22 protein-coding genes and 1 pseudogene are annotated in these 25905 nt (G+C 66.2%); 3 read left to right on the plus strand and 20 right to left on the minus strand.

Features of this window, described 5'->3' with window-relative positions; translation table 11 throughout:
* Positions 1-7: 7 nt before the first annotated feature.
* The 10 genes and pseudogenes from VNW74_RS23960 to VNW74_RS24000 all read right to left on the minus strand — a co-directional run bounded on the left by VNW74_RS23960 (position 8) and on the right by VNW74_RS24000 (position 13296).
* Positions 8-346 (minus strand): P-II family nitrogen regulator, encoded by a 339-nt coding sequence (locus VNW74_RS23960; RefSeq protein WP_325681448.1) that lies wholly within the window; start codon positions 344-346, stop codon positions 8-10.
* On the minus strand, positions 285-1727 hold the full coding sequence (locus VNW74_RS23965; protein ID WP_325681450.1) for an ammonium transporter: 1443 nt from the start codon (positions 1725-1727) through the stop codon (positions 285-287). Before VNW74_RS23965 ends, VNW74_RS23960 begins: the two co-directional genes overlap by 62 nt.
* 137 nt (positions 1728-1864) lie before the next feature.
* Positions 1865-1990, minus strand: a pseudogene (locus VNW74_RS31975) (hypothetical protein); the annotation flags it as partial.
* Between the two features lie 44 nt (positions 1991-2034).
* Positions 2035-5373, minus strand: a complete 3339-nt coding sequence (locus VNW74_RS23970) for an adenylate/guanylate cyclase domain-containing protein (protein WP_325681452.1) — start codon at positions 5371-5373, stop codon at positions 2035-2037.
* Between the two features lie 85 nt (positions 5374-5458).
* Positions 5459-6451, minus strand: a complete 993-nt coding sequence (locus VNW74_RS23975; RefSeq protein ID WP_325681498.1) for an ATP-binding cassette domain-containing protein — start codon at positions 6449-6451, stop codon at positions 5459-5461.
* A gap of 2 nt (positions 6452-6453) precedes the next feature.
* Positions 6454-7503, minus strand: coding sequence for an ABC transporter permease (locus VNW74_RS23980; protein WP_325681500.1), 1050 nt, complete (start codon positions 7501-7503; stop codon positions 6454-6456).
* Positions 7504-7651: 148 nt separating this feature from the next.
* On the minus strand, positions 7652-8977 hold the full coding sequence (ftsY, locus tag VNW74_RS23985) for a signal recognition particle-docking protein FtsY (protein WP_325681454.1): 1326 nt from the start codon (positions 8975-8977) through the stop codon (positions 7652-7654).
* A gap of 11 nt (positions 8978-8988) precedes the next feature.
* Positions 8989-12588 (minus strand): chromosome segregation protein SMC, encoded by a 3600-nt coding sequence (gene smc / locus VNW74_RS23990; RefSeq protein WP_325681456.1) that lies wholly within the window; start codon positions 12586-12588, stop codon positions 8989-8991.
* An 11-nt stretch (positions 12589-12599) separates the two neighbouring features.
* Positions 12600-12896 carry an acylphosphatase gene (locus tag VNW74_RS23995; RefSeq protein ID WP_325681458.1) on the minus strand — a complete coding sequence of 99 codons (297 nt, stop codon included), beginning with the start codon at positions 12894-12896 and terminating at the stop codon, positions 12600-12602.
* On the minus strand, positions 12883-13296 hold the full coding sequence (locus VNW74_RS24000) for an OsmC family protein (RefSeq protein WP_325681460.1): 414 nt from the start codon (positions 13294-13296) through the stop codon (positions 12883-12885). Before VNW74_RS24000 ends, VNW74_RS23995 begins: the two co-directional genes overlap by 14 nt.
* 345 nt (positions 13297-13641) lie before the next feature.
* Here VNW74_RS24000 and VNW74_RS24005 point away from each other — a divergent pair, with 345 nt between their 5' ends.
* Positions 13642-14220, plus strand: a complete 579-nt coding sequence (locus VNW74_RS24005; RefSeq protein WP_325681462.1) for a hypothetical protein — start codon at positions 13642-13644, stop codon at positions 14218-14220.
* Between the two features lie 58 nt (positions 14221-14278).
* On the opposite strand, the gene mutM is transcribed toward VNW74_RS24005, so the two are convergent.
* From mutM to sepIVA, 4 genes are read right to left on the minus strand one after another with little or no spacing between them, the layout of a single operon-like run.
* Entirely contained in the window at positions 14279-15130 is an 852-nt protein-coding gene (gene mutM, locus VNW74_RS24010; RefSeq protein ID WP_325681464.1) for a DNA-formamidopyrimidine glycosylase, read from the minus strand.
* Between the two features lie 5 nt (positions 15131-15135).
* The gene (gene rnc, locus VNW74_RS24015; protein ID WP_414686761.1) at positions 15136-15876 is read right to left on the minus strand and encodes a ribonuclease III; all 741 of its coding nucleotides are present in this window, start codon (positions 15874-15876) and stop codon (positions 15136-15138) included.
* Positions 15822-16406 (minus strand): DUF177 domain-containing protein, encoded by a 585-nt coding sequence (locus tag VNW74_RS24020; RefSeq protein ID WP_325681468.1) that lies wholly within the window; start codon positions 16404-16406, stop codon positions 15822-15824. Before VNW74_RS24020 ends, rnc begins: the two co-directional genes overlap by 55 nt.
* 52 nt (positions 16407-16458) lie before the next feature.
* On the minus strand, positions 16459-17196 hold the full coding sequence (gene sepIVA, locus VNW74_RS24025; RefSeq protein WP_325681470.1) for a cell division protein SepIVA: 738 nt from the start codon (positions 17194-17196) through the stop codon (positions 16459-16461).
* A 261-nt stretch (positions 17197-17457) separates the two neighbouring features.
* Here sepIVA and VNW74_RS24030 point away from each other — a divergent pair, with 261 nt between their 5' ends.
* Positions 17458-18648, plus strand: a complete 1191-nt coding sequence (locus VNW74_RS24030) for a permease (protein ID WP_414686759.1) — start codon at positions 17458-17460, stop codon at positions 18646-18648.
* A 25-nt stretch (positions 18649-18673) separates the two neighbouring features.
* On the opposite strand, the gene VNW74_RS24035 is transcribed toward VNW74_RS24030, so the two are convergent.
* A complete protein-coding gene (locus VNW74_RS24035) occupies positions 18674-19150 on the minus strand; it encodes a MarR family winged helix-turn-helix transcriptional regulator (protein ID WP_414686760.1) in 477 nt (158 codons plus the stop codon).
* Positions 19151-19361: 211 nt separating this feature from the next.
* On the opposite strand from VNW74_RS24035, the gene VNW74_RS24040 reads away from it, so the two are divergent.
* A complete protein-coding gene (locus VNW74_RS24040; RefSeq protein WP_325681476.1) occupies positions 19362-19973 on the plus strand; it encodes a hypothetical protein in 612 nt (203 codons plus the stop codon).
* A 29-nt stretch (positions 19974-20002) separates the two neighbouring features.
* Here VNW74_RS24040 and coaD read toward each other — a convergent pair whose 3' ends face one another.
* From coaD to VNW74_RS24065, 5 genes are all read right to left on the minus strand, one after another.
* Positions 20003-20491 carry a pantetheine-phosphate adenylyltransferase gene (gene coaD / locus VNW74_RS24045; RefSeq protein WP_325681477.1) on the minus strand — a complete coding sequence of 163 codons (489 nt, stop codon included), beginning with the start codon at positions 20489-20491 and terminating at the stop codon, positions 20003-20005.
* Positions 20492-20502: 11 nt separating this feature from the next.
* Entirely contained in the window at positions 20503-21069 is a 567-nt protein-coding gene (gene rsmD, locus VNW74_RS24050; protein ID WP_325681502.1) for a 16S rRNA (guanine(966)-N(2))-methyltransferase RsmD, read from the minus strand.
* Positions 21066-24449 (minus strand): pyruvate carboxylase, encoded by a 3384-nt coding sequence (locus VNW74_RS24055; RefSeq protein WP_325681479.1) that lies wholly within the window; start codon positions 24447-24449, stop codon positions 21066-21068. The genes rsmD and VNW74_RS24055 overlap by 4 nt, the downstream gene beginning before the upstream one ends.
* Positions 24450-24471: 22 nt before the next feature.
* Positions 24472-25020 carry a vitamin K epoxide reductase family protein gene (locus VNW74_RS24060; RefSeq protein ID WP_325681481.1) on the minus strand — a complete coding sequence of 183 codons (549 nt, stop codon included), beginning with the start codon at positions 25018-25020 and terminating at the stop codon, positions 24472-24474.
* A 95-nt stretch (positions 25021-25115) separates the two neighbouring features.
* A complete protein-coding gene (locus VNW74_RS24065; RefSeq protein WP_325681483.1) occupies positions 25116-25874 on the minus strand; it encodes a DsbA family protein in 759 nt (252 codons plus the stop codon).
* Positions 25875-25905 lie beyond the last annotated feature (31 nt).

The raw sequence follows: 25905 nt of genomic DNA on the forward strand, positions 1-25905 counted from the left end.
GCGTGTGTTAAATCGCGTCGGCCCCGCGTTCGCCGGTGCGCACCCGCACCACCGTTTCCACGGCGCTGACCCACACTTTGCCGTCGCCGATCTTACCGGTACGTGCGGCGCGCACGATGCTGTCCAGGACCTTGTCTGCGTCGTAGTCTTCGACCAAGACCTCGATCCGCACTTTTGGCACGAAGTCCACCGAGTATTCAGCACCGCGGTAAACCTCAGTGTGCCCCTTCTGCCGGCCGTACCCTTGAACTTCGCTGACCGTCATGCCCAGGGTTCCCACCTGTTCAAGGCTGGCCTTGATGTCCTCGAGCGTGAACGGCTTCACGATCGCGGTGATCAGCTTCATTTCCTTTTCCCTCTTCAGCCGAATGGACAACAACCGAACTGGTGCCGACAAGCGCGAACTCGTAGCCGCTCTCAGCGTGCTCCGCCTCGTCGATGCCCGTGGCTTCGTCCTCGGCGTTCAGACGGAGCCCGATCGTGTACTTCAGAAGCAAGGCTATGACAAGTGTGCCGATTCCCGAGTACGCCAGAACACTCGAGGCCCCGATAGTCTGTCGGATCAGCTGAGCGAAGCCGCCGCCGTAGAACAATCCTGCCGACGTGTGACCCCCACCCCCGGCAATGGCGATGGTCTGCGGGGCCGCCAGCAGGCCCACCAGCAGTGTGCCCGCGATTCCTCCGACCAGGTGGACCCCGACCACGTCAAGCGAGTCGTCGAAGCCGAGCTTGAACTTCAGACCGACCGCCAAAGCACATAGCACACCGGCCACTGCACCCACTATTAGTGCGCCGAGCACATTGACCGACGAACACGAGGGGGTGATCGCGACCAGTCCGGCCACGATGCCCGACGCCGCCCCGAGCGTTGTCGCATGCCCGTCTCGGATGCGCTCGGTGAGCAGCCAGGCCAGCATTGCTGCGGCGGTGGCCACCGTGGTGGTGATGAACGTCGACCCGGCGACTCCGTTTGAGCTGGTAGCCGAACCGGCGTTGAACCCGTACCAACCGAACCACAGCAGACCCGCACCCAGCATCACGAATGGCACATTGTGCGGTCGCGACGTGGTAGCCGGCCAGCCTTTGCGCTTGCCCAGCACGATCGCCAACACCAACCCCGCCATACCGGCGTTGATATGGACCGCCGTGCCCCCGGCGAAGTCGATCGCGTGCAGTTTGTTGTTGATCCAGCCGCCGTGGGCTCCGGTGACGCCGTCGCTGCAGAACACCCAGTGCGCGACCGGGAAGTAGACGACGGTCGCCCACAGTGCGGCGAATATCGTCCAGCTGCCGAACTTCAACCGGTCGGAGACGGCTCCGGAGATCAACGCCACCGTGATGATGGCGAACATCAGCTGGAATGCCACGAAGACGGTCTGCGGGAGCGTGCCCGCCAATGGGATGGTGGTCGCAGCCGTGCTGCCGCTGGCGGCGGCACCGTTGACTCCGATCAGACCCTTCAGGCCCCAGTATTGGGTCGGATTGCCGGCGATGTTGCCGACGTCGTCGCCGAAGGCAACGGAGTATCCGTAGAGCACCCACAGCACGGTGACGACGCCCATGGCGATGACGCTCATCATGATCATGTTGAGCACGCTCTTGACGCGAACCATCCCGCCGTAGAAGAACGCCAGTCCGGGGGTCATCAACAGCACCAACGCGGAACTCGCCAGCATCCAGGCGGTATCGCCGGTGTCTGGCACTCCCATCGTGGGGAATTGGTCCACTGCCCCTAACCTCCTTTGGCAAGGCCGCGTCCAGCGCGGGAGCGACCGATGACCCGTGGTCAAGACAATGCAAAGTCGTTGTTTCGAAATAACACGCTGGCAGGTTTCGCCCGTGTTACAGAATTTTCTCCCGCCGCTCAACCGCGAACTGCGTCATCGAAGGCGGCGGGTTCGGACGGCGCAAGATCATCGTCCAGCTTGGTCGGCACAGCTCCGGTGATGTCGACGACCTCGTAGAAGACCCGCGCCTGGGCACGGGGGTTGGGTCAGAATCCGACGGCTGCCATCGGGGCGATTTCGGGGCCAACTACCTCGGATCTGACTTCGTGCGCCGCCTCGGCGCTGTCGACCATTGAATAACCTTATTCCACACGGGCTTTCGGGACATTCGCGCCGAAGCAGATAATATTCGGCTTGCGCCTGCCGCCGCAGCGCGGACAGTCCACGAGTCAGACATCGCCATATGCCCCAGTCGGCCAAGCTTTGTGGCCATGGCGCGGTATTGCCGGCTGAAATCTTGGTGGGCGGCCTCGTCGCCGCGGGCGCCGGCCAGCAGCGCGCGGAGCCGCAGCAGCCAGATCTCGCGGTCCACCATTTCGTGGTTCGGGGCGGCCGCCAACCGCTCGATCGCGGTTTGGGCTTCCTGCAGATCAGCCTCGCCACCGCGGGTCAGCAGCGTCTCCACGAACATGCCGGTGGGAGGGATGCACCAGCCGAACTGTCCGGCCTCGAACAGGTCGTCCACGGCTGCCCGCAACGTCGCGATGGCACCATCGGGGTCTCCACGGCTGGCTTGCTCGAAGGCGATGAAAGCCTCGATCTCCGGTACCTCGGATAGGGTCCAGTGGTCGCGTTGGCACATATCGCGAAGTTGTTCGAGTGCCGTCAGTCCACGCTCGCGATCTGCTGGGGCGTCGCGGTGCATCAGCGCCAGGCCCAGCGCGTATCGGGCGTGGCCCAGCGCGAAATCGTCAGCGGACCGTTCGGCGATCTGCACCGCCTCCTCAATGAGCTCCAGCGCGGCGTCGTCGGCCAACAGCGCCTTTACGCCTATCCCTAGTCCGTATGTGAAGGCGACGACCATGGCATGGGTCGTCGGGTCCGTCTCACGGGCCATGGCGACGGCGACGGGGAGGGCAGGCAGCACCTCCGCCAGCGGGCGGCCCACCCCCGCTCGGCCAACCGCGCGCGTGCCGTGGGCGAACGCAAGCGGAGAGCCCATGATGAAGTTGCCTTTGGTGGGGTCACCGTCGGCCAGCTCGATGACGGTCTGTGACCAGCGCGCCACGTCGGAGTGTTCGCCGGTCTCGATCTTGACCAGTGTCGGGATCCACGACAGCCCGACTATCAGCTCCGGATCGGCGATCGCCTCGACCAGGGCCATGAGTTCGTCCGCCAGCGCCGAGGCCTCCCGCACGCGGGCATGAATCCAGTGGTCCATCACCTGCCCGGCCATGCCCATCGCCAACGATGCCTTGTCGCCGGCCAGCGTGCTCAGTTCACGCAGCTCCTCAAAGCGCGTCAGGGAGTCTTCGGCATGGACTCGGTAAGCGGTGCCGCAGAGCAGCGTTCGCGGCGCGATACGCATCCCGGTGCGCGCCGGATCGTCGATGGGCAACGCGTCGGCGATCTCGCTCGCGCGCTCCCAACTCAGCCGCGCCGCGGCCAAATCGCGGTGCGTCGACCACGCGCCTGCCCGCATATGCCAGCCATAGGCGAGCCGCACATCGCCGGCTGCCTCCAGATTCTCAGCGATCACCGCCCCGTTCTGCTCAACCGATCCCGGGTCGCCGGCCTCGACGGCCGCGGCCAGGCGCCGGTGCAGCTTGGCCCGATCTGATTTCAGTTGCGACTCGTAGGCCACCGCGCGGATCAACGGATGCCGAAATGCGTACTCGGCGCGCGGGGTGAACCTCACCTGATCAATCAACTCCGCCTCGACCAGCGCCTCGAGGGCCGGATCGATCCCCAGGCTGGCCAACAGATCCGGGCCGAACTGTGATCCGATCACCGCCGCGGCGCTCAACGTCTGCTTGGCCCCCGACTCGAGCCGATCGATACGCGCGGCGATCACCGCCTGCACCGTGGCCGGCACACTGACCTCGGCCACATCAGCGCCGCACCGATAACCACCGCGCTGACCCTCCAGCACACCGCGCTCGGCAAGCTCGCGCACCATCTCCTGCGCGAAAAACGGGTTACCGGCGGTCCGTTCGCTGATCAACGCGGCCACCGCGCCCACCGAGGCATCCGCGCCCACCAACTCACCGACCAACGCCGAAGTGTCCGCATCACCCAGCTGCGCCAGCGCCACCGTCTGCGCACCGGGCACCTGCGCGAGCGCCCCGTGGTAGTGCGGGCGGTAGGTGACCAACACCATCGAATGGGTGTGCGGAATCACCTTCAAGAACTCGGCCAGCATGGATTCGCTGACCGCGTCGATCCAATGCGCGTCTTCGACGATGTAGACCACCGGCTCGGTGCGCGCCAGCGACCAGGAATTGATCAGCGCGGTCAACCGGCGCCCCCGCGCGGCCGGGTCGATAGAGGGCAGCACGGTATCCGGATCACGAATGCCCAACAGGTCATCCAGCAACACCAGATCCTGCGGATCGACGTCGACAGGAAATCGGCTGCGCAGCCGCGCCCGCGCGGCCTCACCATCAAGATCGCTGATCCCGCCGATGGCCCGCAGCAGCCGCGCCACCACATGAAACGAAATGTCACCGGCATGCGACTCACAAAAGGTCGAAAACACCTGGACACCATGGCGGCGCGCGATGGCGGCGGCCTCGTGAACTAGCCGGCTCTTGCCGATGCCCGCCGCTCCCCCCACACACACCACACCTCCGTGGCCACCGATCGATCGATCCAAAATGGCTGTGACGGTGTTCACTTCCCATTGACGTCCCACCAACGTGGTCTCAAAGCGACCGATCCCCCCTGGCTGCGACGCCACCCCCAGCAGCCGCCGCGCCGACACCGCATCCTTGGCGCCTTTGATGTGCACCATCTCCGGCTCACCCAACACCGCGGCGCCCTCAACCAGCCGCACGGTAGACGCACTGAGCATCACCCCACCCGGCGGCGCCACCGACTCCATCCGCTGCGCCATGCCCACCTGCTCACCAATCGCGGTGTAACCCCTAGCGCCCGAACCGATCTCACCGGCAATGACCTGACCTGAATTGAGACCCACCCGCAGCCGCAGATCCACGCCGTGGTCGCGCTCCACCTCAACCGCCCAGCGCTTGACCTCATCCTGAATACCGAGCGCCGCCCGACAGGCGCGCAGCGCATGATCTTCCAGCGCCATCGGTGCGCCAAAGACGGCCATGATGCCGTCCCCGGTGAACTTGTCGACTGTGCCGCCGAAGCGCTGCACCACCGCCGAAGCGCGGTCTACCAGGCCGGACATGATCTCCCGCAACGGCTCCGCCCCAACGGCTGCCGCAATATCCATCGAGTGGACCACGTCGGCGAAGAGAACCGTGACCTGCTTGTACTCAGCCGACCGGGTGGCCTCCGTAAGGCGCACACCGCACTCGCCGCAGAACTTGGCCGTCGAGCTGGACTGCGCGCCGCAAGAGCCGCAGATCAACCCCGTCGGGGTCGGTCCACCGCCACCGTCCCCGCTGGGGTCCACGTCAGTATCGTTTCACTGTTGGTCAACGATGTCCGCCATATCACCGTTGCCATCTCCGACACGAAGTTTTGGGTTGCCGGCGCCGCTAATTTATTGCGATGTCGCGATGCTCGATGAGGTCGCGCAAGCCGGCGGCGCCGAGTCGCTCCCGGAACGCCTGCACGGTGTAGCCGACGACGGTCGCATCGGTACGGGCACGCACCGTCGCCGAGCGGGGCATACCGAACAGTGGTCCGATCTCGCCGAAGTAGTCGCCGGACGTGGCGACCTTGAGTAGCTCTTCACCGCCGGCCGCCAGCTCGCGTACGACTTCGAGTTCGCCTTCGGAGACAATGTAGATCAGGTCCCCTATGCTGCCCTGCTCGAATAGCACGGAACCGCTTGTGAGACTGACTGTTTCGGGCTCCCGGTGGATCGAGATGAACTGCGGCACCATCTCGACGACGCGGTCGGCGAGCGGGAGGATCCGGGTGTCGTGCGTAGCGACCACGACAACCCGCTCACCCGTCGCCAGCTCGCGGATCAGCCGCAGTACCTCTTCTACCTGGATGAAGTCCAGGTGCGCCGTGGGTTCGTCGGCCAAGATCAACGGCGGGTCCAAGGCGATCGCGCGGGCGACCGCCACCCGTTGCTGCTGACCGCCGCTCAAGTCGCCGGGTCGGTGCCTCATCCGGTCCTGCAGTCCGACGCGCGTCAACAACTCCTCGGCGCGCTCTTGCGCCGCGCGACGCGACCATCCGGCCCCCCATAGCGGCACCATCACGTTCTCAACCGCGCTGAGGCTCGCTACCAGGTTGAACGCCTGGAATACGATGCCGACGGTGTCGCGTCGGTACGCGGCAAGCGCGCGGCGATCCAGCGCGGTGACCTCGACGTCGCCAAACCCGATGCGGCCGCCAGTTGGGCTGAGGATGCCGCCCAGACACGACAGCAACGTGGTCTTCCCGCACCCGCTCGGGCCCAGCAGGATTACCAGCGATCCCGCGGTGACCTCCAGGTCAAGGCCGTCGATCGGGCGGACCGCGTACCGGTCGCTGGAGTATTCGACGACGAGATCTTTGATGCGCAGATCACCCACGGTCACGGGCCTCCGAACGCAAGCGCCGGGTCCACGGTCACCGCGCGCCGCATTCCCGCGACGCTGGCCAGCAGACCGATCACCACCGCGATCACCGGAAGCAACACGAAGGCCGAGGTGGGCACCACCACGGGGATGGGGAACGTCGGAGCGAGCCCCAGCGACAGCACCGCGCCGAGCGCCGCCGCGAGCACCGCCACGATCACCGCCTGCAGTACCAGACCGGCGAGCACCGAGCGAGTGGCGACACCGACCGCTTTGAACACCGCGAAGTCGCGGGTCCGCTCCAGCGCGGACAGATAGATCAGCGATCCCACGATCAGCGCCGCAACCGCCCACAGCAGAATCGCCAGGTAGGACAGCGCCCCGAAGGCCTTTTGCAGCGGGCGCAACAGGTCGTTTATCGCAGCGTCGCGACCCACGATGCGGTAGCCGTCGGGTATCTCCGCCGCTGTGCCGCGCAAGCCGACGGCGGAAATTAGCGGCTGCCCCGAAAACAGCACTTGCTGCGCCCCTTCGACGGTAAGGAATGCGTTGGCCTGGCCCGCGAGCGCGGTGGATTTGTCGACGAGTCCGACGATCCGCACTACGCGCGACCCGATCTCGACATGGTCGCCGACAGCGCGCCCGAGGGTCTTCGATATCGCGACCTCGCCGGGGCTCGAGGGTGCCCGCCCAGCCGCCATTGTCGGCATCCCCGGTCCGTGTTCGGGCATACCGAACACGTTGACGTTCTGCGATGAACCGCGGTCCTGCAGTGCCTCTTGGGCGAAGACCAGCGGGATCGCCGATTCGACGCCCGGGACCCTGCCGACGGCCTGTGCTTCTGCCACGGGGAACATCGCCGCACCCAGGAATGGGCCCACTGCGCCCGCCTTGATGAGGTAGGTGTCGATGCCCAGCGAATCAACCGTGTGCCGAGCCTCGAAGCGAAAGCCATTCGCCAGTCCGGTCAGGACGAGGGTCATCGCGAACACCACGCCGGTGCCGATGACCGCAATAACGAAGCGCCGCCGTCGCCACTGCAGATCGCGCAACGCGGTGATCAGCACGCCGCTCGGCGCCATACTCGCCACGGTAGCGACCGCACGCGCCTCGCGATGCTCGTTCGGTGAAAAGCGCAACTCCGCCCGGAAAGATGTTGCATCGCTCTTCGGCGGTATGCATGCGAGCTCGCGCTGCTTGAGCCCGACCCTTCGATCAACCGAGCAGGGCGTCGACGAAGGCGGCGGGTTCGAACGGCGCAAGGTCGTCGGGTCCCTCCCCGAGCCCGACCAGCTTCACCGGCACCCCCAGTTCCTGCTGGACCCGGAAAACGATGCCACCCTTGGCGGTTCCGTCCAGCTTGGTCAGTACCGCTCCGGTGATGTCGACGACGTCGGCGAAGACCCGCGCCTGCGCCAGCCCGTTCTGACCGATGGTGGCGTCGAGCACCAGCAGCACTTCGTCGACCGCCGCGCGCCTCGTCACCACCCGTTTGACCTTGCCGAGCTCGTCCATCAACCCGGTTTTGGTGTGCAGCCGGCCTGCGGTGTCGATCACCACGACGTCGGCGCCCACGGCGATGCCCTTGTCGACGGCGTCGAACGCCACCGACGCCGGGTCGGCGCCTTCGGCTCCGCGCACCACTTCGGCGCCCACCCGCGCGGCCCAGGCCTGCAACTGATCGGCGGCGGCGGCCCGGAAAGTGTCGGCGGCGCCCAGCACCACCCGCCGGCCGTCGGCGACCAATACCCGCGCCAGTTTGCCGACGGTGGTGGTCTTGCCGGTGCCGTTAACGCCGACGACCAGTAGCACCGAGGGGTGGTCGTCGTGCGGCAACGCGCGAACGGACCGGTCCAGGTCGGGTTGCAGCTCGGTGATCAGCACCTCCCGCAGCACCGCACGGGCATCGGCCTCGGTGCGTACGTCTTTGCCCGCGAGCCGACTGCGCAACTGAGTCACCACCGACGTGGCGACCGTCGGGCCCAAGTCGGCGATCAGCAGGGTGTCCTCTACTTCCTCCCAGGAGCCTTCGTCGAGATCGCCACCGCCAAGGAGTCCTAACAGGCTGCGGCCCAACGCATTCTGTGACCGGGAAAGCCGGCCGCGCAGTCGCTCCAACCGTCCTTCGGGCGGTGCGATGGCTTCAACGTCCGGTGCCGTCGGCTCGGCTGCGGGCTCGGCTGCGGGCGGAGGCGTTGACGGTGCAGGCGCCTGCACCGGTGGAGGCGCCGCGATATCTACGGTATCCGGTTCGGGCAGTTGGACATCGGAGATCGGACGCTTCGGGGCATCGCGCGGAATGGTCGCGTCGTCGCCGACGGCGGGCAGGCCGGTGGTATCGATCCGTTCCGGAGTTTCGGTGCGGCTGAAGGCGATTCCTGACGACGCGGTGTAGCCCCCCGAGCGATCGAGGGTGTCGGTTTGCTCGCGGGCTGAGAGGCTGATCTGCCGCCGGCGATATCGGAGCAGACCCAGGACCAACACGGCGATGACGATCAGCGCCGCGGCGACTGCGATCGCGATCCAGAGACCTTGCGACAACGTGTTCCTCGCTAAGTAGTGGTGACCAGCTGGTCGACCTGCTGGCCGCGCATCCGCTGGGAGATCACCGCGGTGATGCCGTCGTCGCGCATCGTGACGCCGTAGAGCGCGTCGGCAACTTCCATCGTCGGCTTCTGGTGCGTGATGACGATCAGCTGCGACTGGGTGCGCAGCTGCTCGAACAAGTTCAGCAACCGGTGCAGGTTCACGTCGTCGAGCGCCGCTTCCACCTCGTCCATGATGTAGAACGGCGACGGGCGGGCCCGGAAGATCGCCACCAGCATCGCGACCGCGGTCAGCGACTTCTCCCCGCCGGATAGCAGCGAGAGCCGCTTGACCTTCTTACCGGGCGGGCGGGCCTCGACCTCGATGCCGGTGGTCAGCATGTCGTCGGGGTCGGTGAGCCGCAACCGGCCCTCACCGCCGGGGAACAGGGCGGCGAACACCCCGCGGAACTCGCGCTCCACATCGGCGTAAGCGTCGGCGAACACCTGCAGGATGCGGGCGTCCACGTCGGCCACCACGTCAAGCAGATCCTTGCGTGCGGCCTTGACGTCCTCGAGTTGGGTGGACAAGAAGTTGTAGCGTTCTTCCAGCGCCGCGAACTCCTCCAGCGCCAACGGGTTGACCCGGCCCAGTTCGGCCAGCTCTCGCTCGGCCCGTTTGGCGCGACGCTCCTGGGTGGGGCGGTCGAACGGCATGGGTGCCGGCGCGGTCACCTGTTCGCCACGCTCGCGGGCCTGCTCGTACTCGGCGAGCTCCAGCTCGGTCGGCGGCAGCGAAAGCTGTGGGCCGTATTCGGCGACCAGATCGTCTGGCGCCATCCCGAACTGCTCGAGCACCATCTGCTCGAGCTGCTCGATCCGCAGCGCCGCCTGCGCCTTGGCCACCTCGTCCCGGTGCAACGACTCGGTAAGCGCGGTGATCCGGCTGCCCAGTGCGTTCACCTCTTCGCGAACCGCCGCCATGGCAACCGACCGCTGTTGGCGTTCGGCGGCGAGCACGTCGCGGTTGTGCGACGCGGCCGCGACCACCTGATCCAGCCGCCCGGCCAGCCGCCGCCCGGCGGCGGCCACCGCCGCGGCCACTGCGGCTGCGTGCTCACGCGCGGCGCGGGCCTGCTGGGCACGTAGCCTCGCCTCGCGTTCCGCAAGAGCGGCGCGACGCAGCGAATCCGCGCGTCCGCGAACGGCATTGGCGCGCTCCTCGGCGGTGCGCACCGCCAACCGGGCTTCCACCTCGACGCCGCGAGCCGCCTCGGCCGCCGCAGCGATCTGCTGCCGGTCGCCCGGCTCGGCCGCGACGTGCTGTGTCTGCTCGACGTTGCGCAGCCGGGTCTCGAGTTCACCCAGCTCGGCCAGGGTTTCAGCGCGTCCGGCCTCTAACTCCTCACGTTGGCGCAGCAGCCTGCGCCACTCCCCTTCGGTGGCCCGGGCGTCCTGGCCGAGCCGACCGAGCTGCTCGTAGATCCCCGAGATCGCGGCGTCGGACTCGTTGAGCGCGGCCAACGCCTGTTCGGCGGAGTCCTGGCGAGCCGCCTGTTCGCTCAGCGCCCCGGACAACGCCGCTGCGAGCTGGCTGGCCTGCGTCTCGGATGCCGCCAGTTCGCTACGCGCCTTGGCGATTTCGGAGGTGATCTCCAGCGTGGACGGTTTGCGGTCGGACCCGCCGCTGACCCAGCCCGCACCCACCAGATCGCCGTCGCGGGTGACCGCGCGCAACCGCGGGCGGGCGGCCACCAGATCCATTGCCTCGGTGAGGTTGCCGACCACCGCGACGCCAGAGAGCAACGCGATCATCGCGCCACGCAGCCTCGCCGGCGCCTCGACCAGGTCGAGCGCCCACCGCGCGTCGTCGGGCAGGGGGTACGTCGCCGGCGCTGGGTCTTCTATGGCCGGCCAGTCGCCGAGCACAATGGCCGCGCGACCGCCGTCGGCCTGCTTCAGCGCGCTCACCGCGGAAGCCGCCGCGCTGAAGCTGTCGGCGGCCAGCGCATCTGCGGCCGCGCCCAGCACCGCAGCGAGCGCGGCTTCATAACCCGAATGCACCTTGACCAGTTTTGCCACGGACCCGAAAAGCCCTGCGCCGCCGCGATTTCGGGTGAGCCAGTCAGCGCCGTCCTTGCGCTCGAGCGTGGTCGACAACGCGTCGATCCGGGCCCGCAACGAAGCCACTTGGCGTTCGGCGCCACGCTCGGCCGACTGCAGTTCGGCGACCCGCTCGTCGGCCAGCCGCAAGGCCGCCACCATCCGGTCGTGGTGGTCGTCGAGGCCGATTTCGCCTTGGTCGAGCTCACCGACCCGGCCCTGCACGGTTTCGAACTCCACCTGCGCGTGATGGGAGCGGGCGGCGGCCTCCTCGATGCGCTCCGACAACTTGGCCACGCTGTCATCAATCGACTCGACGCGCGCGCGCATGGTCTCGACCTGGCCGGCCAGCCGGGCCAGGCCCTCGCGGCGGTCGGCCTCTGCCTGCACCGCCGCCAGGTGGGCCTGTTCGGCTTCGGCGGCATCGCGCTCACGGCCGGCGAGCTCAGTTCGCGCGGCGTCAAGTCGGGTGCGGGTTGCGGCCAGCTCGGCCAGCAGCTGCTGCTCGGCGGCAGCCACTTGCTGAGCCTCCGCCTCCAACGCATCGGGGTCAGGTCCGCCGGTCGTGGTCGGCTCGACGTCCAGATGCTGAGCACGCTCGCTGGCGATGCGCACGGTCGCGCTTACCCGTTCGGCCAAGGCGGACAACCGAAACCAGGTCTGCTGACCTGACTCCGCACGTTCAGACAGGGACGCCAGCGCGGCTTCTTGGGCGGCCAGCTCGTCGGACGCCACCGCCATCCGGGCCGCGGCTTCGTCGTGTTCGCGGCGCAACGCGGCCTCGGCCTGGTTGGTGTCGTTGAGCTCGGCCTGCCGCACGACCACGTCGTCGGCGGCCAGCCGCAACCGGGCATCACGCAGATCGGCCTGGATGGTCTGGGCCCGGCGAGCCACCTCGGCCTGGCGGCCCAGCGGTTTGAGCTGGCGGCGCAGTTCGGTGGTCAGATCGGTGAGCCGGGCCAGGTTCGCCGACATCGCCTCAAGCTTGCGGACGGCTTTTTCCTTGCGCTTGCGGTGCTTGAGCACACCGGCGGCTTCTTCGATGAATGCCCGACGATCCTCCGGCCGTGACTCCAGGATCTCGTTCAGCTTGCCCTGTCCGACGATGACATGCATCTCGCGGCCGATGCCGGAGTCGCTCAGCAGCTCCTGGACGTCCATCAAACGGCAGCTGCTGCCGTTGATTTCGTATTCGCTGGCGCCGTCGCGAAACATCCGGCGGGTAATCGATACTTCGGAGTATTCAATCGGCAAAGCGTTGTCGGAGTTGTCAATGGTGACAATGACCTCGGCGCGGCCCAGCGGAGCCCGCGACGACGTTCCGGCGAAGATGACGTCTTCCATCTTGCCGCCCCGCAGCGTCTTGGCGCCCTGCTCCCCCATCACCCAGGCCAACGCATCCACCACGTTGGATTTGCCCGACCCGTTAGGCCCGACGACCGCGGTGATGCCGGGCTCAAACCGCAGCGTCGTCGGCGAGGCGAAGGATTTGAAGCCCTTCAGCGTCAGGCTCTTGAGGTACACGGCGTGCCAGACTACCGCTCGGTGAAGCCGCTGATCGGTTCGCCGCGCGGCGACCAATCGACGACAACGTTGTCGACGTGGCCTGGCGTTTTCCCGTCCTGCAACAGGCGTAACAGCCGTTCACACGCGTCACGGGGGCCCTGCGCGACGACCTGCACCCGGCCGTCGGGACGGTTGGCGGCGTAGCCGGTCAGCCCGAGTTCCAGCGCCCGCGAGCGAGTCCACCACCGGAAGCCAACACCTTGCACCCGCCCGTGCACCCACGCGGTCAGGCGTACGCCGTCAGCTTCCGGGTCAGGCTCCGACATCGGCTATCTCGAAGGTGATCGTCGTGCCAGATTTCAGAGTTCGACCGACCGTGCACACCTGGTCGACGGCTCGGTTGACCACAACCAGCAGGCGCTCCTTCTCTTGGTCCGACAACCCTGACATGTCGATTTCGAGGGTCTCCTGCAGCAGCGGATAGCGCTCCTGCTCGCGGTCGGCGTCGCCGGACACCCGAATCGTCGCCTGGTAGTCGTCGCCAAGCCGATGGGCCACCGGGTGGTCACTGGACATCCCGCTACAGGCCGCGAGCGCGATCTTCATCAACTCGCCGGGAGTGAATACCCCGTCGACGTCCTCGGAGCCGATGAGTACTTGGGCCCCGCGCGAGCTGTGCCCGGTATAGCGGCGCACCCCGGTGCGTTCCACCCACAGTTCAGTCATGGGTTCTTTCTACCGGCCTTGGTTTGGAGCGAGATCGAGGGTAGCGCGGAGAAGTTCGAGTGGCCGCCCCGCTCGCGTCGGCGGCACCACCGCCGACAGAAAGTCACGTTTACATAACAGTAATGTATCGTTTTAATTACTCTATCAGTGTCCTATTACTAGCATTCTATGCGTGTCTAATGTATTCACCAGCTCAACCTGAGTTAGCAAGACCATCAACCGATTGGGGGCTCAATCATGAATAAGGACCACCGCAGTGACCGCGATGTTTGCCAGCGGCGCCGCCGACGGGGCGCCTACGCTGCCGTTCTCAGCGCGGCTGCCGGCGCTGCGCTGGCCGCCGCGATGATCCCGGCGCCCCTCGCCTACGCCGACACCACGGACGATGCCATTGGGGCCGCCGCCGCGGGCGACTCCGTGTCCGATATCACCGGTCGGAGCCCGGAGTCGATTGCTAACGGCGATGTAATTGCCCTCGATGACGACCTAGGGCTTAAATTCCTCGCTGGCCCCGAAAACGGACTCCTCGACTCCATCTATGCCTCCCTGCCGGGAGGCGCCGACGGAACGCTCGGGATCGACGCCGAAACCACCGTGGCCAACCTTGCAACCGACGGGATCAACCTTCTTGACGGGGGCGGCGGGATGCGGATGCTAGACGCGGCAGCGGCGGACGCCGAGCCCGCGGCGAGGGCCCCCATCACTGAGGAGGCGGTTCTCAACAACCATATAACTACCTTGTTTGACGACCTACACGATCCATCCGGCGCCGGCCCCGACATCCAATTCACCGACTTCTTGCTCGGCCTCCTGCCAGGAGGCGGGAATGGAACGGACGGGGTTGAGGTCGAAGGCCTCCTGGTCACCGACATATACACCCCCCTGATCGAGCTTGTTGGCGGCGGCGGGATGATGGCGTTCTGACTGGCGGCACCGGCGGGCCCCGCCAGTCAGCGGGCGATCCGCCACGCACCCGGCGCGCTTACCGGCGCGGCCGCGGCTGATCCCGCGGGCAGTAATACGACGAGCGGTTCATGAACTTCTCCCGGCGGATCACCGCGCCGCAGCGGCGGCAGGCCTTGCCTTCGCGGCCGTACACGTTGAGCGAGCGGTCGAAGTAGCCGGACTGGCCGTTGACGTTGACGTACAACGAATCGAACGACGTGCCGCCCTGCGCCAGCGCGTCACGCATCACCTCGGCGGCCGCCTCCAGCACCGCGGTCAGCTGCCGCCGCGTCAAGGCGTCGGCAAGACGCGCGCCGTTCACTTTGGCCCGCCACAACGCTTCGTCGGCGTAGATGTTGCCGATGCCCGACACCACCGTCTGGTCGAGCAGCTGGCGTTTGATTTCGGAATGCTTGCGCCGCAACACATTGACCACGGCCTCAATGTCGAATCGCGGGTCGAGAGGATCGCGCGCCAAGTGGGCGACGGGCGCCGGAACCACGCTGCCGTCCACCGTCACCATCTCGGCGAGCAGCCACCCGCCGAAAGTGCGCTGGTCGACGAAGCTCAGCGTCGTACCGTCGTCGAGGACCGCCGCGATCCGCAGGTGGCCCACGTTCGGCACCGTCCCGAGCAGCATCTGACCGCTCATGCCAAGGTGGACCAAGAGCGCGCAGTCGCCCTCGTCCAGCAGGAGCCACAGATACTTTCCGCGCCGATCGGTGCCGGTGATCCGGGCGTCCAGCAGCCGCGCGGTCAGGTCGGCGGGGCCGGCCTCGTGGCGGCGCACTGCGCGGGGGTGATGCACTCGGACGGCGGTGATGGTCCTGCCCACCACATGGGCCTGCAAGCCGCGCCGCACCACCTCAACCTCGGGTAGTTCGGGCATCTAGATCACGCGCTGTCGAGCACGCTCAGGGTTTTCCAGGCGGCAGCCGCGGCATGCTGCTCGGCTTCCTTCTTCGATCGGCCCACACCCGAACCGTATTCGGTGTCGGTCACGACCACGACGGCGGTGAACTCTTTGTCATGGTCGGGTCCGGTCGAGCTGACCTGATACGACGGCGCGCCAAGGCCGCGGGCTGCGGTCAGCTCCTGCAGGCTGGTCTTCCAATCCAATCCGGCGCCCAGGGTCGGCGCGGCGTCCATCAGGGGACCGAATAACCGCAGGATCACCCCCCGCGCGCTGTCCATACCGTGGTGCAGGTAGATCGCTCCCAGCAGCGATTCCATGCTGTCTGCCAGGATGCTGGATTTGTCGGCCCCACCGGTGTTGGCCTCGCCCCGTCCCAGGAGCAGATGCGCGCCGAGGCCTTGCTCGGTCAGATTCCGCGCGACTTCGGCCAACGCCTGGGTGTTGACGATGCTGGCCCGCAGTTTGGCCAGATCCCCCTCCGAGCGGTCGGGGTGCCGGTGGAACAGTTCGTCGGTGACGATCAGCCCGAGGACCGCGTCGCCGAGAAACTCCAAGCGCTCGTTGGTGGGTAGACCGCCGTGCTCGTAGGCGTAGCTGCGGTGGGTCAGCGCCAAGGTCAGCAGCTCATCGGGCAGATCGACGCCGAGCGCGTCGAGGAGGTCATTCACTCCGCGCCCCCGTCGTCGTCGGTCCGCATCATGGTGGCCAGCTTGGCCCAGCGCGGATCGATCTCGTCGTGGTGATGACCGGGCTCGGCGGTTGCCAGCGGGATGCCGCAATGCGGACACAGCCCCGGGCAATCCGCCCGGCACACCGGCGAGAACGGCAGTTCCAGTCCCACTGCATCGATGATCGGCTGCTCGAGATCGACGATGTCGTTGACGACCCGACCGACCTCGTCCTCCTCGGTCGTCGCGTCGGTGATGCTGTCCGGATAGGCGAACAGCTCGGTCAGCGCGACTTCGACGCGCCCGCTGAACGGCGTCAGGCAGCGGGCACATTCGCCGGTGGTGGGCGCGGTCAGCGTCCCGGTCACCAGCACGCCTTCGGACACCGATTCGACGCGGAGATCGAGCTCCAATGGCGCGTCGGCCTGGATTCCGATCATTTCCAGGCCGATGCGCGACGGGCTGGGCACGACGTCGTGCAGGGGAAACATCGATCCCGGGCGTCGTCCCAGCCGCGCGATGTTGACGGCTAGCGGCGAGGCCGGATTCGGCTGCGCCGTTTGGCTGTGCTGCCGGGCCATAGTCGCAATCCTACGGGCGCCCAACAGCCGCCCAGTGTCGCCGGTGCCAGGGTTAGCGCTGCGCGTAGTCGTGCACGCCCGCCGCCGTCCGCAGTTGATGGCGGCCGCGGTTGACCGAGCGCAGGGTGCTGTTGAGGTACTCCTCGAACTCGGCCAGCTTGCTGTCGACGTAGATGTCGCATTCACCGCGCAGCCGGTCGGCTTCGGCGTGCGCCGCGTCGATGAGCCGGGTGGACTCGGCGTTGGCCGATTGCACGACCTCGGTCTGGGAGACCAGGCGCTGCTGTTCCTTGATGCCCTCTTGCACGGCTTTCTCGTAGGAGATGTTGCCGTTTTCGACAAGCCGGTCGCATTCGGTCTTGGCGCGGCCTGTGGTGGCCTCGTACTCGCGTTTGGCCGCCGCCGCGATACGGATCGCTTCCTCACGTGCTTCGGAAACCATTCGTTCGCTGTGCTGGCGCGCCTCGCCCACCATCCGATCGGCCTGCGCTTTCGCCTCGGCCAAGACCCGGTCGGCCTCCGTTCGGGCGTGGTTGAGCATCGAGTCGGACTCGGTATTGGCCGAGGACATCACGGAGTCCGCATGCGCCTTGGCCTCGTGCAGCAGCGAGTCGCGGGCGTCGAGCACGTCCTGGGCGTCATCGAGCTCGCCCGGGATCGCGTCCTTGATGTCATCGATCAGTTCGAGCACGTCGCCGCGGGGCACCACGCAGCCCGCGGTCATCGGCACACCACGAGCTTCTTCGACAATGGCACCCAGCTCGTCGAGCGCCTCAAATACTCGGTACACGGCAACACCCTCCCGGCATCGTTGTTGTTACCAGTGTGCCTGGTGTTACACCTGTGACTGAGTTGCGAGCCCGGTGTGTCGGGCTTTATGCGACCGGAGCTGCGCCCACTCACCTGCACACTTGGCGTCATTATGTCGGCTCGGGCGGATTTACGGCAATTATGGATCGACGCGAGCCTAAAGGGGCCGACGACCGCACAAAGATGCGAAGATACCCCCTGGGGGTACCTTGAATGGGCCAAGATAGGCACAACGGCCGAAGTGGAGGGTCTGGTGCTAAAGGAAGCGGCGGGAGCGGTTGGGCATGCGTTGGCGCTGGCAGGGTCGATGACGTGGGAGATCCTGTGGGCGTTGATCCTGGGCTTCGCCCTTTCGGCGGTGGTACAGGCCGTCGTGCGTCGATCGACCGTGGTGGCTCTGCTGGGCGACGACCGGCCCCGCACGCTGGCGATCGCGGCCGGACTGGGCGCCGCGTCGTCGTCGTGCTCGTATGCCGCGGTGGCCCTGGCCCGGTCGCTGTTCCGCAAGGGCGCCAATTTCACCGCCGCCATGGCCTTCGAGATCGGCTCCACCAATCTGGTGGTGGAGTTGGGCATCATCCTGGCTCTGCTGATGGGCTGGCAGTTCACCGCGGCGGAATTCATCGGTGGTCCGTTGATGATCGTGGTTCTGGCCGTGTTGTTCCGGCTGTTCGTGCGCACGCGGCTCGTCGACGCCGCCCGTCGACAGGCCGATCGGGGGTTAGCCGGGTCGATGGAAGGCCATGCGGCCATGGACATGTCGATTCAAGGGGATGGCCCGTTTTGGCGGCGGCTGTTTTCGCGGGAAGGTCTTACCTCGGTCTCCCACGTGTTTGTCATGGAATGGAGCGCGATCCTTCGTGATCTGATTCTGGGGCTGCTGATCGCGGGTGCCATCGCGGCCTGGGTGCCCGAATCATTCTGGCAACACTTCTTTTTCGTCGACCATCCAGTTTTGTCGACGCTGTGGGGACCGATCGTGGGGCCCGTCGTCGCGATCGTCTCGTTCGTCTGCTCGATCGGCAACGTTCCGCTGGCCGCGGTGTTGTGGAACGGCGGCATCAGCTTCGGCGGCGTCGTCGCATTCATCTTCGCCGACCTGTTGATCCTGCCGATCTTGAATATCTACCGCAAGTACTACGGCACGGCGATGATGCTGACGCTGCTGGGCACCTTCTACGCTGCGATGGTCGTGGCCGGCTACCTCGTCGAATTGGTTTTCGGCGCAGCGAGTCTCATTCCGTCGCAACGCAATGCAACGGTGATGCACGCCGGGATTTCGTTGAACTACACCACCTGGCTCAATATCGCCTTCCTCGCGCTGGCCACGGTGCTCGTCGTACGGTTCGTGACGACGGGCGGCATCCCGATGCTGCGCATGATGGGCGGCTCTCCGGACACGGAGCACGACCATCACGATCACTGCCATTAGTAGCGTGGCCGGCAGCCGCGGGCGGCTACTTCTGGTCGACCCGTAATTCGGCGGCAGAGTCGCACGGTGAGGCATCGTCAGTTGACGGATTCCCGGCGCGGTAGAGCAGCCGCTTGAGTTGGCGTTGTTCGGCCGGGCTGAGATGCGCCAGCATCTGTTCATCGGCCGCGTCGACGGCCGCTTCCGCGCGCTTGAGCAGCGCCCTGCCCTTGCGGGTGAGCTGGGCCGGCAGTGCGCGGCCTAACGGCGCCGTCGCGGGGCGGGTAACGACGCCCATCTCTTGCAGTCCTTGCAAAACCTGATTCATCGCTTGCGCAGTGACGTAGGTGTGCCGCGCCAGCTCGGCGCTGGTACGGCCCGGATACGCATCGAGAATGCGCATGCAGACGAATTCGGGCAATCCGAGCCCCAGCGGTCGCAACGCCGTCGCCGCCTGGGGTCGCAGTCGCCCCATCAACCGGCGCACCAGAAAGCCCAGCGGTTGATCATCGGGTTCGCTCATCTCGTCCATGCTGGCATGGATGCGTGGTCCAAGGCGCCGATTAGCCAGCGCGTTGCCCGGTGAGTCAGTATCGGACGGGCGCCCGCGTCCGCATCCAACCTTCATATCAAGTTACTTGACACGTATCGGCGGGCCGCGTATCAAGGAACTAGATATAAACCTCGGCGACTGAGTCGGTTGACTAGTCGCCGTTAACTGAAGGAGAACAAGGGTGTTCGGTGGTGGATTTACTGGTGGACACGGCTGGGGTGGACCCGGCTTCGGTGGACACGGCTGGGGTGGACCCGGCTTTGGTGGGCCCGGCTTTGGTGGGCCCGGCTTTGGTGGGCCCGGTTTCGGCGGGCCCGGTTTCGGCGGACACGGTTTCGGCGGGCCGCGCAAGCGGGTGGTGATCGGCACCGCCGCCCTGCTGCTCGATGGGCCGGCGAACGCCGCGCAGATTGTGCAGCGCGTATCCGAGGCGACCGACGGCGCTCTCACTCCCCCGGAAGGGATCGTCGAGCTTGCAATTGGACACCTCGCGGGTCGCGGCTTCGTGACCGTCAGTGACGGGGTGGCCACCCTGACCGAGCAAGGCACCAATGTGTTGTCGTGGAAGGGCGTCACGAGTGAAGGCATCCACGCCCGGCTCGCTCAGGTCGCAAAGTTCGGCGACGTCATCAAGATCCGTTGGGGACTCGTCGAGCTTGCTGGACTGGCGCGGACCATCGTCTGGTCGGGCACGGACGCGCAGAAGGCCAAATTGGCCGAGGCTCGAACCAAGGTCTTGACTGCGATCACCGAAGCGAAGCAGTCACTGCACAGCGCGCTCGCCGAGAGCTGACGAAACCAATCCGCCAGCGCGGCCGTGGCTTACGCCCGGCCGCGCTGGCGCAGTTTTTCGGCCAGCCGGCGGTTGACCGCCTCGGGCAGCAGCTCGGAGACATTACCGCCAAGCAGCGCGACCTCTTTCGCCAGCGATGACGACACGAACGAATACCTCGGTGTGGTTGCCACGAAGAAGGTGTCGACACCGGCGACGTGATTGTTCATCTGCGCCATCTGGAGCTCGTATTCGAAGTCGGTGCCGGTGCGCAGCCCCTTGACGATGGCCGTCATCCCACGCGCGGTGACGAAGTCGACGACCAGACCTTCCCCGGCCTCCACTCGCAGGTTGGGCAGATGCGTCGTCGACTCCTTGATCATCGCGATCCGCTCGTCGAGGTCGAACATGCCCTTTTTTGCGGGGTTGACCAGAATCGCCACCACCACTTCGTCGAACTGGGCCGCAGCGCGTTCGAAAACGTCGATGTGGCCCAACGTCACCGGATCAAATGACCCTGGGCAGACCGCGCCGCTCATGTGCGAAGACGCTACACGCCTACCGACAGCCGTTCGGCCAGCTCCAAACGGGTGTCGCCGTAAACCCGCTGCTGCCAGGGATGCCACCCACTCGGCCAACTCAGCGGCGTGCTGCCGGCACCGCGTTCAAAAACGGCGAGCGTCCCTTCGTGGGCCCAGCCGTGTCTGGTCAGAGCGGCCAAAACGGCCTGAACGTCGGCCGTCTCGACGTCGTAAGGCGGGTCGGCCAACACGAGATCGACCGGCGCTGCGGCACCGGTCGCCAGCACGGCCGTCACCAACCCGCGACACAGCGTCGCGCCGGGCAGGTCGAGGGTGGCAATGTTGCGCGCGAGCACGGCCGCCGCGCGGTGGTCGGACTCGACGAACAGGGCCGACGTCGCACCGCGCGACAGCGCCTCCAGGCCGAACGCACCCGAGCCGGCATATAGGTCCAGTACAGACATACCGTTGAAGTTTCGCCGGGCGGCCACGATGTTGAACAGCGATTCGCGAACCCGATCGGTGGTCGGCCGGGTTCCGCGCGGCGGTACCGCGATCCGCCGTCCCCCGGCGACGCCGCCGATGATGCGCGTCAGGTGAGCACCACCAGCAGATCCCCGCCCTCTACCTGGGCGGTGGCGGACACCGCCACTCGCTCCACGGTGGCGTTGGCGGGCGCAGTGATCGGCGCTTCCATCTTCATTGCCTCGATGGTCGCGATGGTCTGGCCGGCGCTCACCCGGTCGCCGACGGAGACGCCGACGGTGACGACCCCGGCGAACGGTGCCGCGACGTGGTTGGGGTTGGCCCGGTCAGCCTTCTCCGCGGTCGGAACCGTGCTGGCAATGCCGCGGTCACGCACCTCCACCGGGCGCAGCTGACCGTTGATGATGCACATCACCGTGCGCATGCCGCGTTCGTCGGGCTCGGAGATGGCCTCCAAGCCGATCAGCAGTTCCACGCCGGGCTCCAGGTGCACCCGGTGTTCTTCGCCTTGGCGCAGGCCGTAGAAGAATTGGTTCGCCGACAGCTGTGACGTGTCGCCGTAGCTTTCCCGGTGCGCCTCGAATTCCCTTGTGGGGCCTGGGAATAGCAGCCGGTTGAGGGTGGCTTGGCGTTTCGCGCCAAGCAGTGCGAGGGTGGCCTCGTCTTCCGGCGTGAGTTGCTCGACAGGCTTGGCCGGGCCCCGGCCGGCCAGGGCCTTGGTGCGCAGCGGTTCGGGCCACCCACCTGCCGGGTCACCCAGCTCGCCCCGCAAGAATCCCAATACTGACTCCGGGATATCGAATCGCCCGGGATCTGCGGCGAATTCGTCGGCACTCAGACCCGCGCCGACCAACGCCAGCGCCAGATCACCGACCACCTTCGACGATGGCGTGACTTTGATCAGCCGGCCCAGCACCCGGTCGGCACCGGCGTAGGCCTCTTCGACCTCCTCGAACCGATCCCCCAGCCCCAGCGCAATGGCCTGCTGGCGCAGATTCGACAATTGCCCGCCCGGAATCTCATGGTGATAGACCCGTCCCGTTGGGCCGGGCAGCCCAGATTCGAAGGGCGCATAGACCTTTCGCAGCGCCTCCCAGTAAGGCTCCAGCGCGCACACCGCCGACAACGACAGACCGGTGTCGTATTCGGTGTGCGTGGCGGCGGCGACGATCGAACTCAGTGCCGGCTGGCTGGTCGTTCCCGCCATTGGCGCGGCGGCACCGTCCACTGCGTCGGCGCCCGCCTGCCAGGCAGACACGTAGCTGGCCAGCTGGCCGCCCGGTGTGTCATGCGTGTGCAGGTGCACGGGCAGGTCGAAGCGACTGCGCAACGCACTGACCAATTGCCGTGCCGCCTGCGGCCGCAGCAATCCGGCCATGTCTTTGATACCGAGCACATGTGCGCCGGCGTCCACGATCTGCTCAGCCAATTTCAGGTAGTAGTCGAGCGTGTAAAGCTGCTCACCCGGGTCGGACAGGTCGCCGGTATAGCACATCGCGACTTCGGCTATCGCAGAGCCTGTTTCGCGCACCGCGTCGATAGCTGGACGCATCGACTCTAGGTTGTTCAGCGCGTCGAAAATCCGGAAGATGTCAATACCGGTGGCCGTCGCCTCGTCCACGAACGCCGACGTAACCAGCTCCGGATACGGTGTGTAGCCAACGGTATTGCGGCCCCGCAGCAGCATCTGCAGGCAGATGTTGGGCATCGCCTCACGCAGTGCGGCCAGCCGTTCCCAGGGCTCCTCCTTGAGGAAGCGCAGCGCCACATCGTAAGTCGCACCCCCCCAACACTCCACGGACAGCAGCTGCGGCATGGTCCGGGCGATGTAGGGCGCGACCATCACAAGACCGCTGGTGCGTACTCGTGTCGCCAGCAGCGACTGGTGGGCATCGCGAAACGTCGTGTCGGTGACGCCCACCGCCGGCGACTCCCTGAGCCAGCGCGCGAAACCCTCAGGTCCCAACTCGACCAGCCGTTGCTTAGAGCCCGGCGGTGGCGCGACCTCCAGATCGACGTCGGGCAACTTGTCCTGCGGATACACCGTCGACGCTCGTGAGCCATGTGGTTTGTTGACGGTGACGTCGGCGAGGTAGTTGAGGATCTTGGTACCGCGATCGGCCGACGATCGTGCCGTAAGCAGCTGCGGGCGCTCGTCGATGAAGGACGTGGTGACGCGGCCGGCTTGGAAGTCCGGATCGTCCAGAACCGCCTGCAAGAACGGAATATTCGTCGACACGCCACGGATCCGGAACTCGGCGATCGCGCGCCGTGCCCGGTTCACAGCGGTGTGGAAGTCGCGGCCCCGACAAGTCAGCTTGACCAGCATGGAATCGAAGTGTGCGCTGATCTCAGCGCCCAGATTCGTTCCGCCGTCCAGCCGGATACCCGCGCCGCCCGGGCTGCGGTAGGCGCTGATCCGGCCGGTGTCCGGCCGGAACCCGTTGGCCGGATCTTCGGTGGTGATGCGGCACTGCAGCGCAGCGCCATGCGGCCGGACCGTCTCCTGGCGCAGACCCAAATCCTCGAGGGTCTCCCCGGACGCGATCCGCAGCTGGCTGGAAACCAAATCGACGTCGGTGATCTCCTCGGTAACGGTGTGCTCAACCTGGATACGTGGATTCATCTCGATGAAGACGTGATGCCCGCGCTCGTCCAGCAAGAACTCCACGGTGCCCGCACAGCTGTAGTTGATCTGGCGGGCGAAAGCCACTGCGTCGGAACAGATTTTGGCGCGCAACTCCTCGGCCAGGTTGGGGGCGGGGGCCAGTTCGACGACTTTCTGGTGGCGTCGCTGCACACTGCAGTCTCGCTCGTAGAGGTGGATCACGTTCCCGTGATTGTCGGCGAGGATCTGCACCTCGATATGGCGTGGGTTGATCACCGCCTGCTCGAGGTAGACCGTCGGATCCCCGAACGCCGACTCGGCTTCTCGGCTGGCGGCTTCGATGGCCTCAGGCAGCGCGGCCGGATCGCTGACACGCCGCATCCCGCGGCCCCCGCCGCCGGCCACCGCCTTGACGAACAACGGGAATTGCATGTCCGCGGCGGCGGACACCAGTTCCTCGACAGATGCCGACGGTGCCGACGACCTGAGGACCGGTAGACCGGCCTCGCGCGCGGCCGCGATCGCGCGGGACTTATTGCCGGTCAGCTCAAGCACTTCGGCGCTAGGGCCGACGAATGTGATACCCGCGTCCGCGCAGGAGGCCGCCAGCTCGGGGTTCTCCGACAAGAACCCGTACCCGGGATAAACCGCATCGGCGCCGGAACGTCGAGCCGTGTCGACGATTTCGTCGACCGACAGATAAGCCCGCACCGGGTGGCCGATCTCCCCGATTTGGTAGGACTCGTCGGCCTTGAGGCGGTGCACCGAATTCCGGTCTTCGTAGGGATAGACCGCGACGGTGCCGACACCGAGCTCGTAGGCGGCGCGGAACGCACGAATGGCGATCTCGCCGCGGTTGGCCACCAACACTTTTGAGATCACGCGCGTCCCTTACCTCGGCTGTTTATAGAAGCGTCGACCAATAGTCCCAGAACCGGGCCAGAATCAGCAGAAAGACCGCGGTGAACCACAGCGCGGCAATCGACCAACGCCAACGGTAGAGCTCAGCGATCACTGCGCTGTGATGGCTTTCACCGGTTGGCCGGAACGCGACCGCGCTGACCACCACCAACAGCGAGATGGTCGCCACCCACACCACCATGCAATACGGGCACAGGGCCCCGATGCGGTAAAGGCTTTGGACGATCAGCCAATGCACAAACGCGGCCCCGACCAGGATCCCGGCGGTCAATCCAACCCAATACCAGCGCGGCAGTGGCACTTTCGCCACAGCCAAGACACCCGTGACGACTACCACAGTGAACCCGGCAATGCCGATGAGCGAATTGGGGAAACCCAGCACCGAGGCTTGTGGCGTCGTCATCACCGAACCGCAAGACACGATCGGGTTGATGTTGCACGACGGCACGTACGACGGGTTGAGCAAGATCTTGATCTTCTCCACGGTCAACGTGAACGAGGCGATCAACCCGATCACACCGGCTATCAGCATCCACCATGCGCTCGCCGGCGGCACCGTCGCCGCACGCCGAGACAGCGAAGCCGAATCCTCAACTGGCTCGCCAGTTTGCGCTGACGCCGCGACGGTCACGACGCCGCTGGGGTCGCCGCCGCATCGAGGCCCGGGACATCGCCGACGATCTCTTTGATCTTGTCCACCAGCGCCTGAGGCGTCGACCATTGGTAGTCCTGGCCGTTGATGCGAATCGTCGGGGTGGCGTGAATGCCGGTGGCCTGGGCCAGTCCATCGACCATCGGCAAGTACTTGCCGCTGTTGACGCAGTCGGGCACCTTGCCGACCACGCCGGCCACCCGCGCATACTCGATCAACTGAGCATCGGTGGGAAATGTCGTGCCGGTTTCGGAGGGCTGCAGGTTGCTGCGGTACAGCGTGGTGTGGAATCGGCGGAAGGCGTCGACCGATTCGTCGGCGACGCAGTAGGCCGCACTGCCGGCCCGCGAGGAGTAATCATCGTTTTGCGGTCTGCTGAGCAGACCCACCATGTAGTAGTCCGCGGCGATCGCGCCGGTGTCGATCAAGTTCGCCACCGTCGCTCCGAAGTGTCGCTCGAAGTTCCCACAGGCCGGGCAGAGGAAGTCCTCGTAGAACGACACGAGCGCTTTGGGGTCCTTGCTGCCGTCTTTGGTGATCAGCTTGCTCGACGTCACACGTATGGCGCGCTCCGCACCGGACGTCTTTTTGTTATGTGAGATCACGATGTAGCCGACCAGGACCACGGCGAAGATCAGCACGATCGCGGTGAGTCCGATTCTGACCAGTAGATCGCGTCGGCGCCCGGCGGCATTCAGGTCGTAGCTGGCTGGACGTTTCGATTTGGCGGCCACGGCTTGCTCACACTCCGTTATGCGATAGTCG

This window comes from Mycobacterium sp. (assembly GCF_035570115.1).
GTDB lineage: Bacteria > Actinomycetota > Actinomycetes > Mycobacteriales > Mycobacteriaceae > Mycobacterium.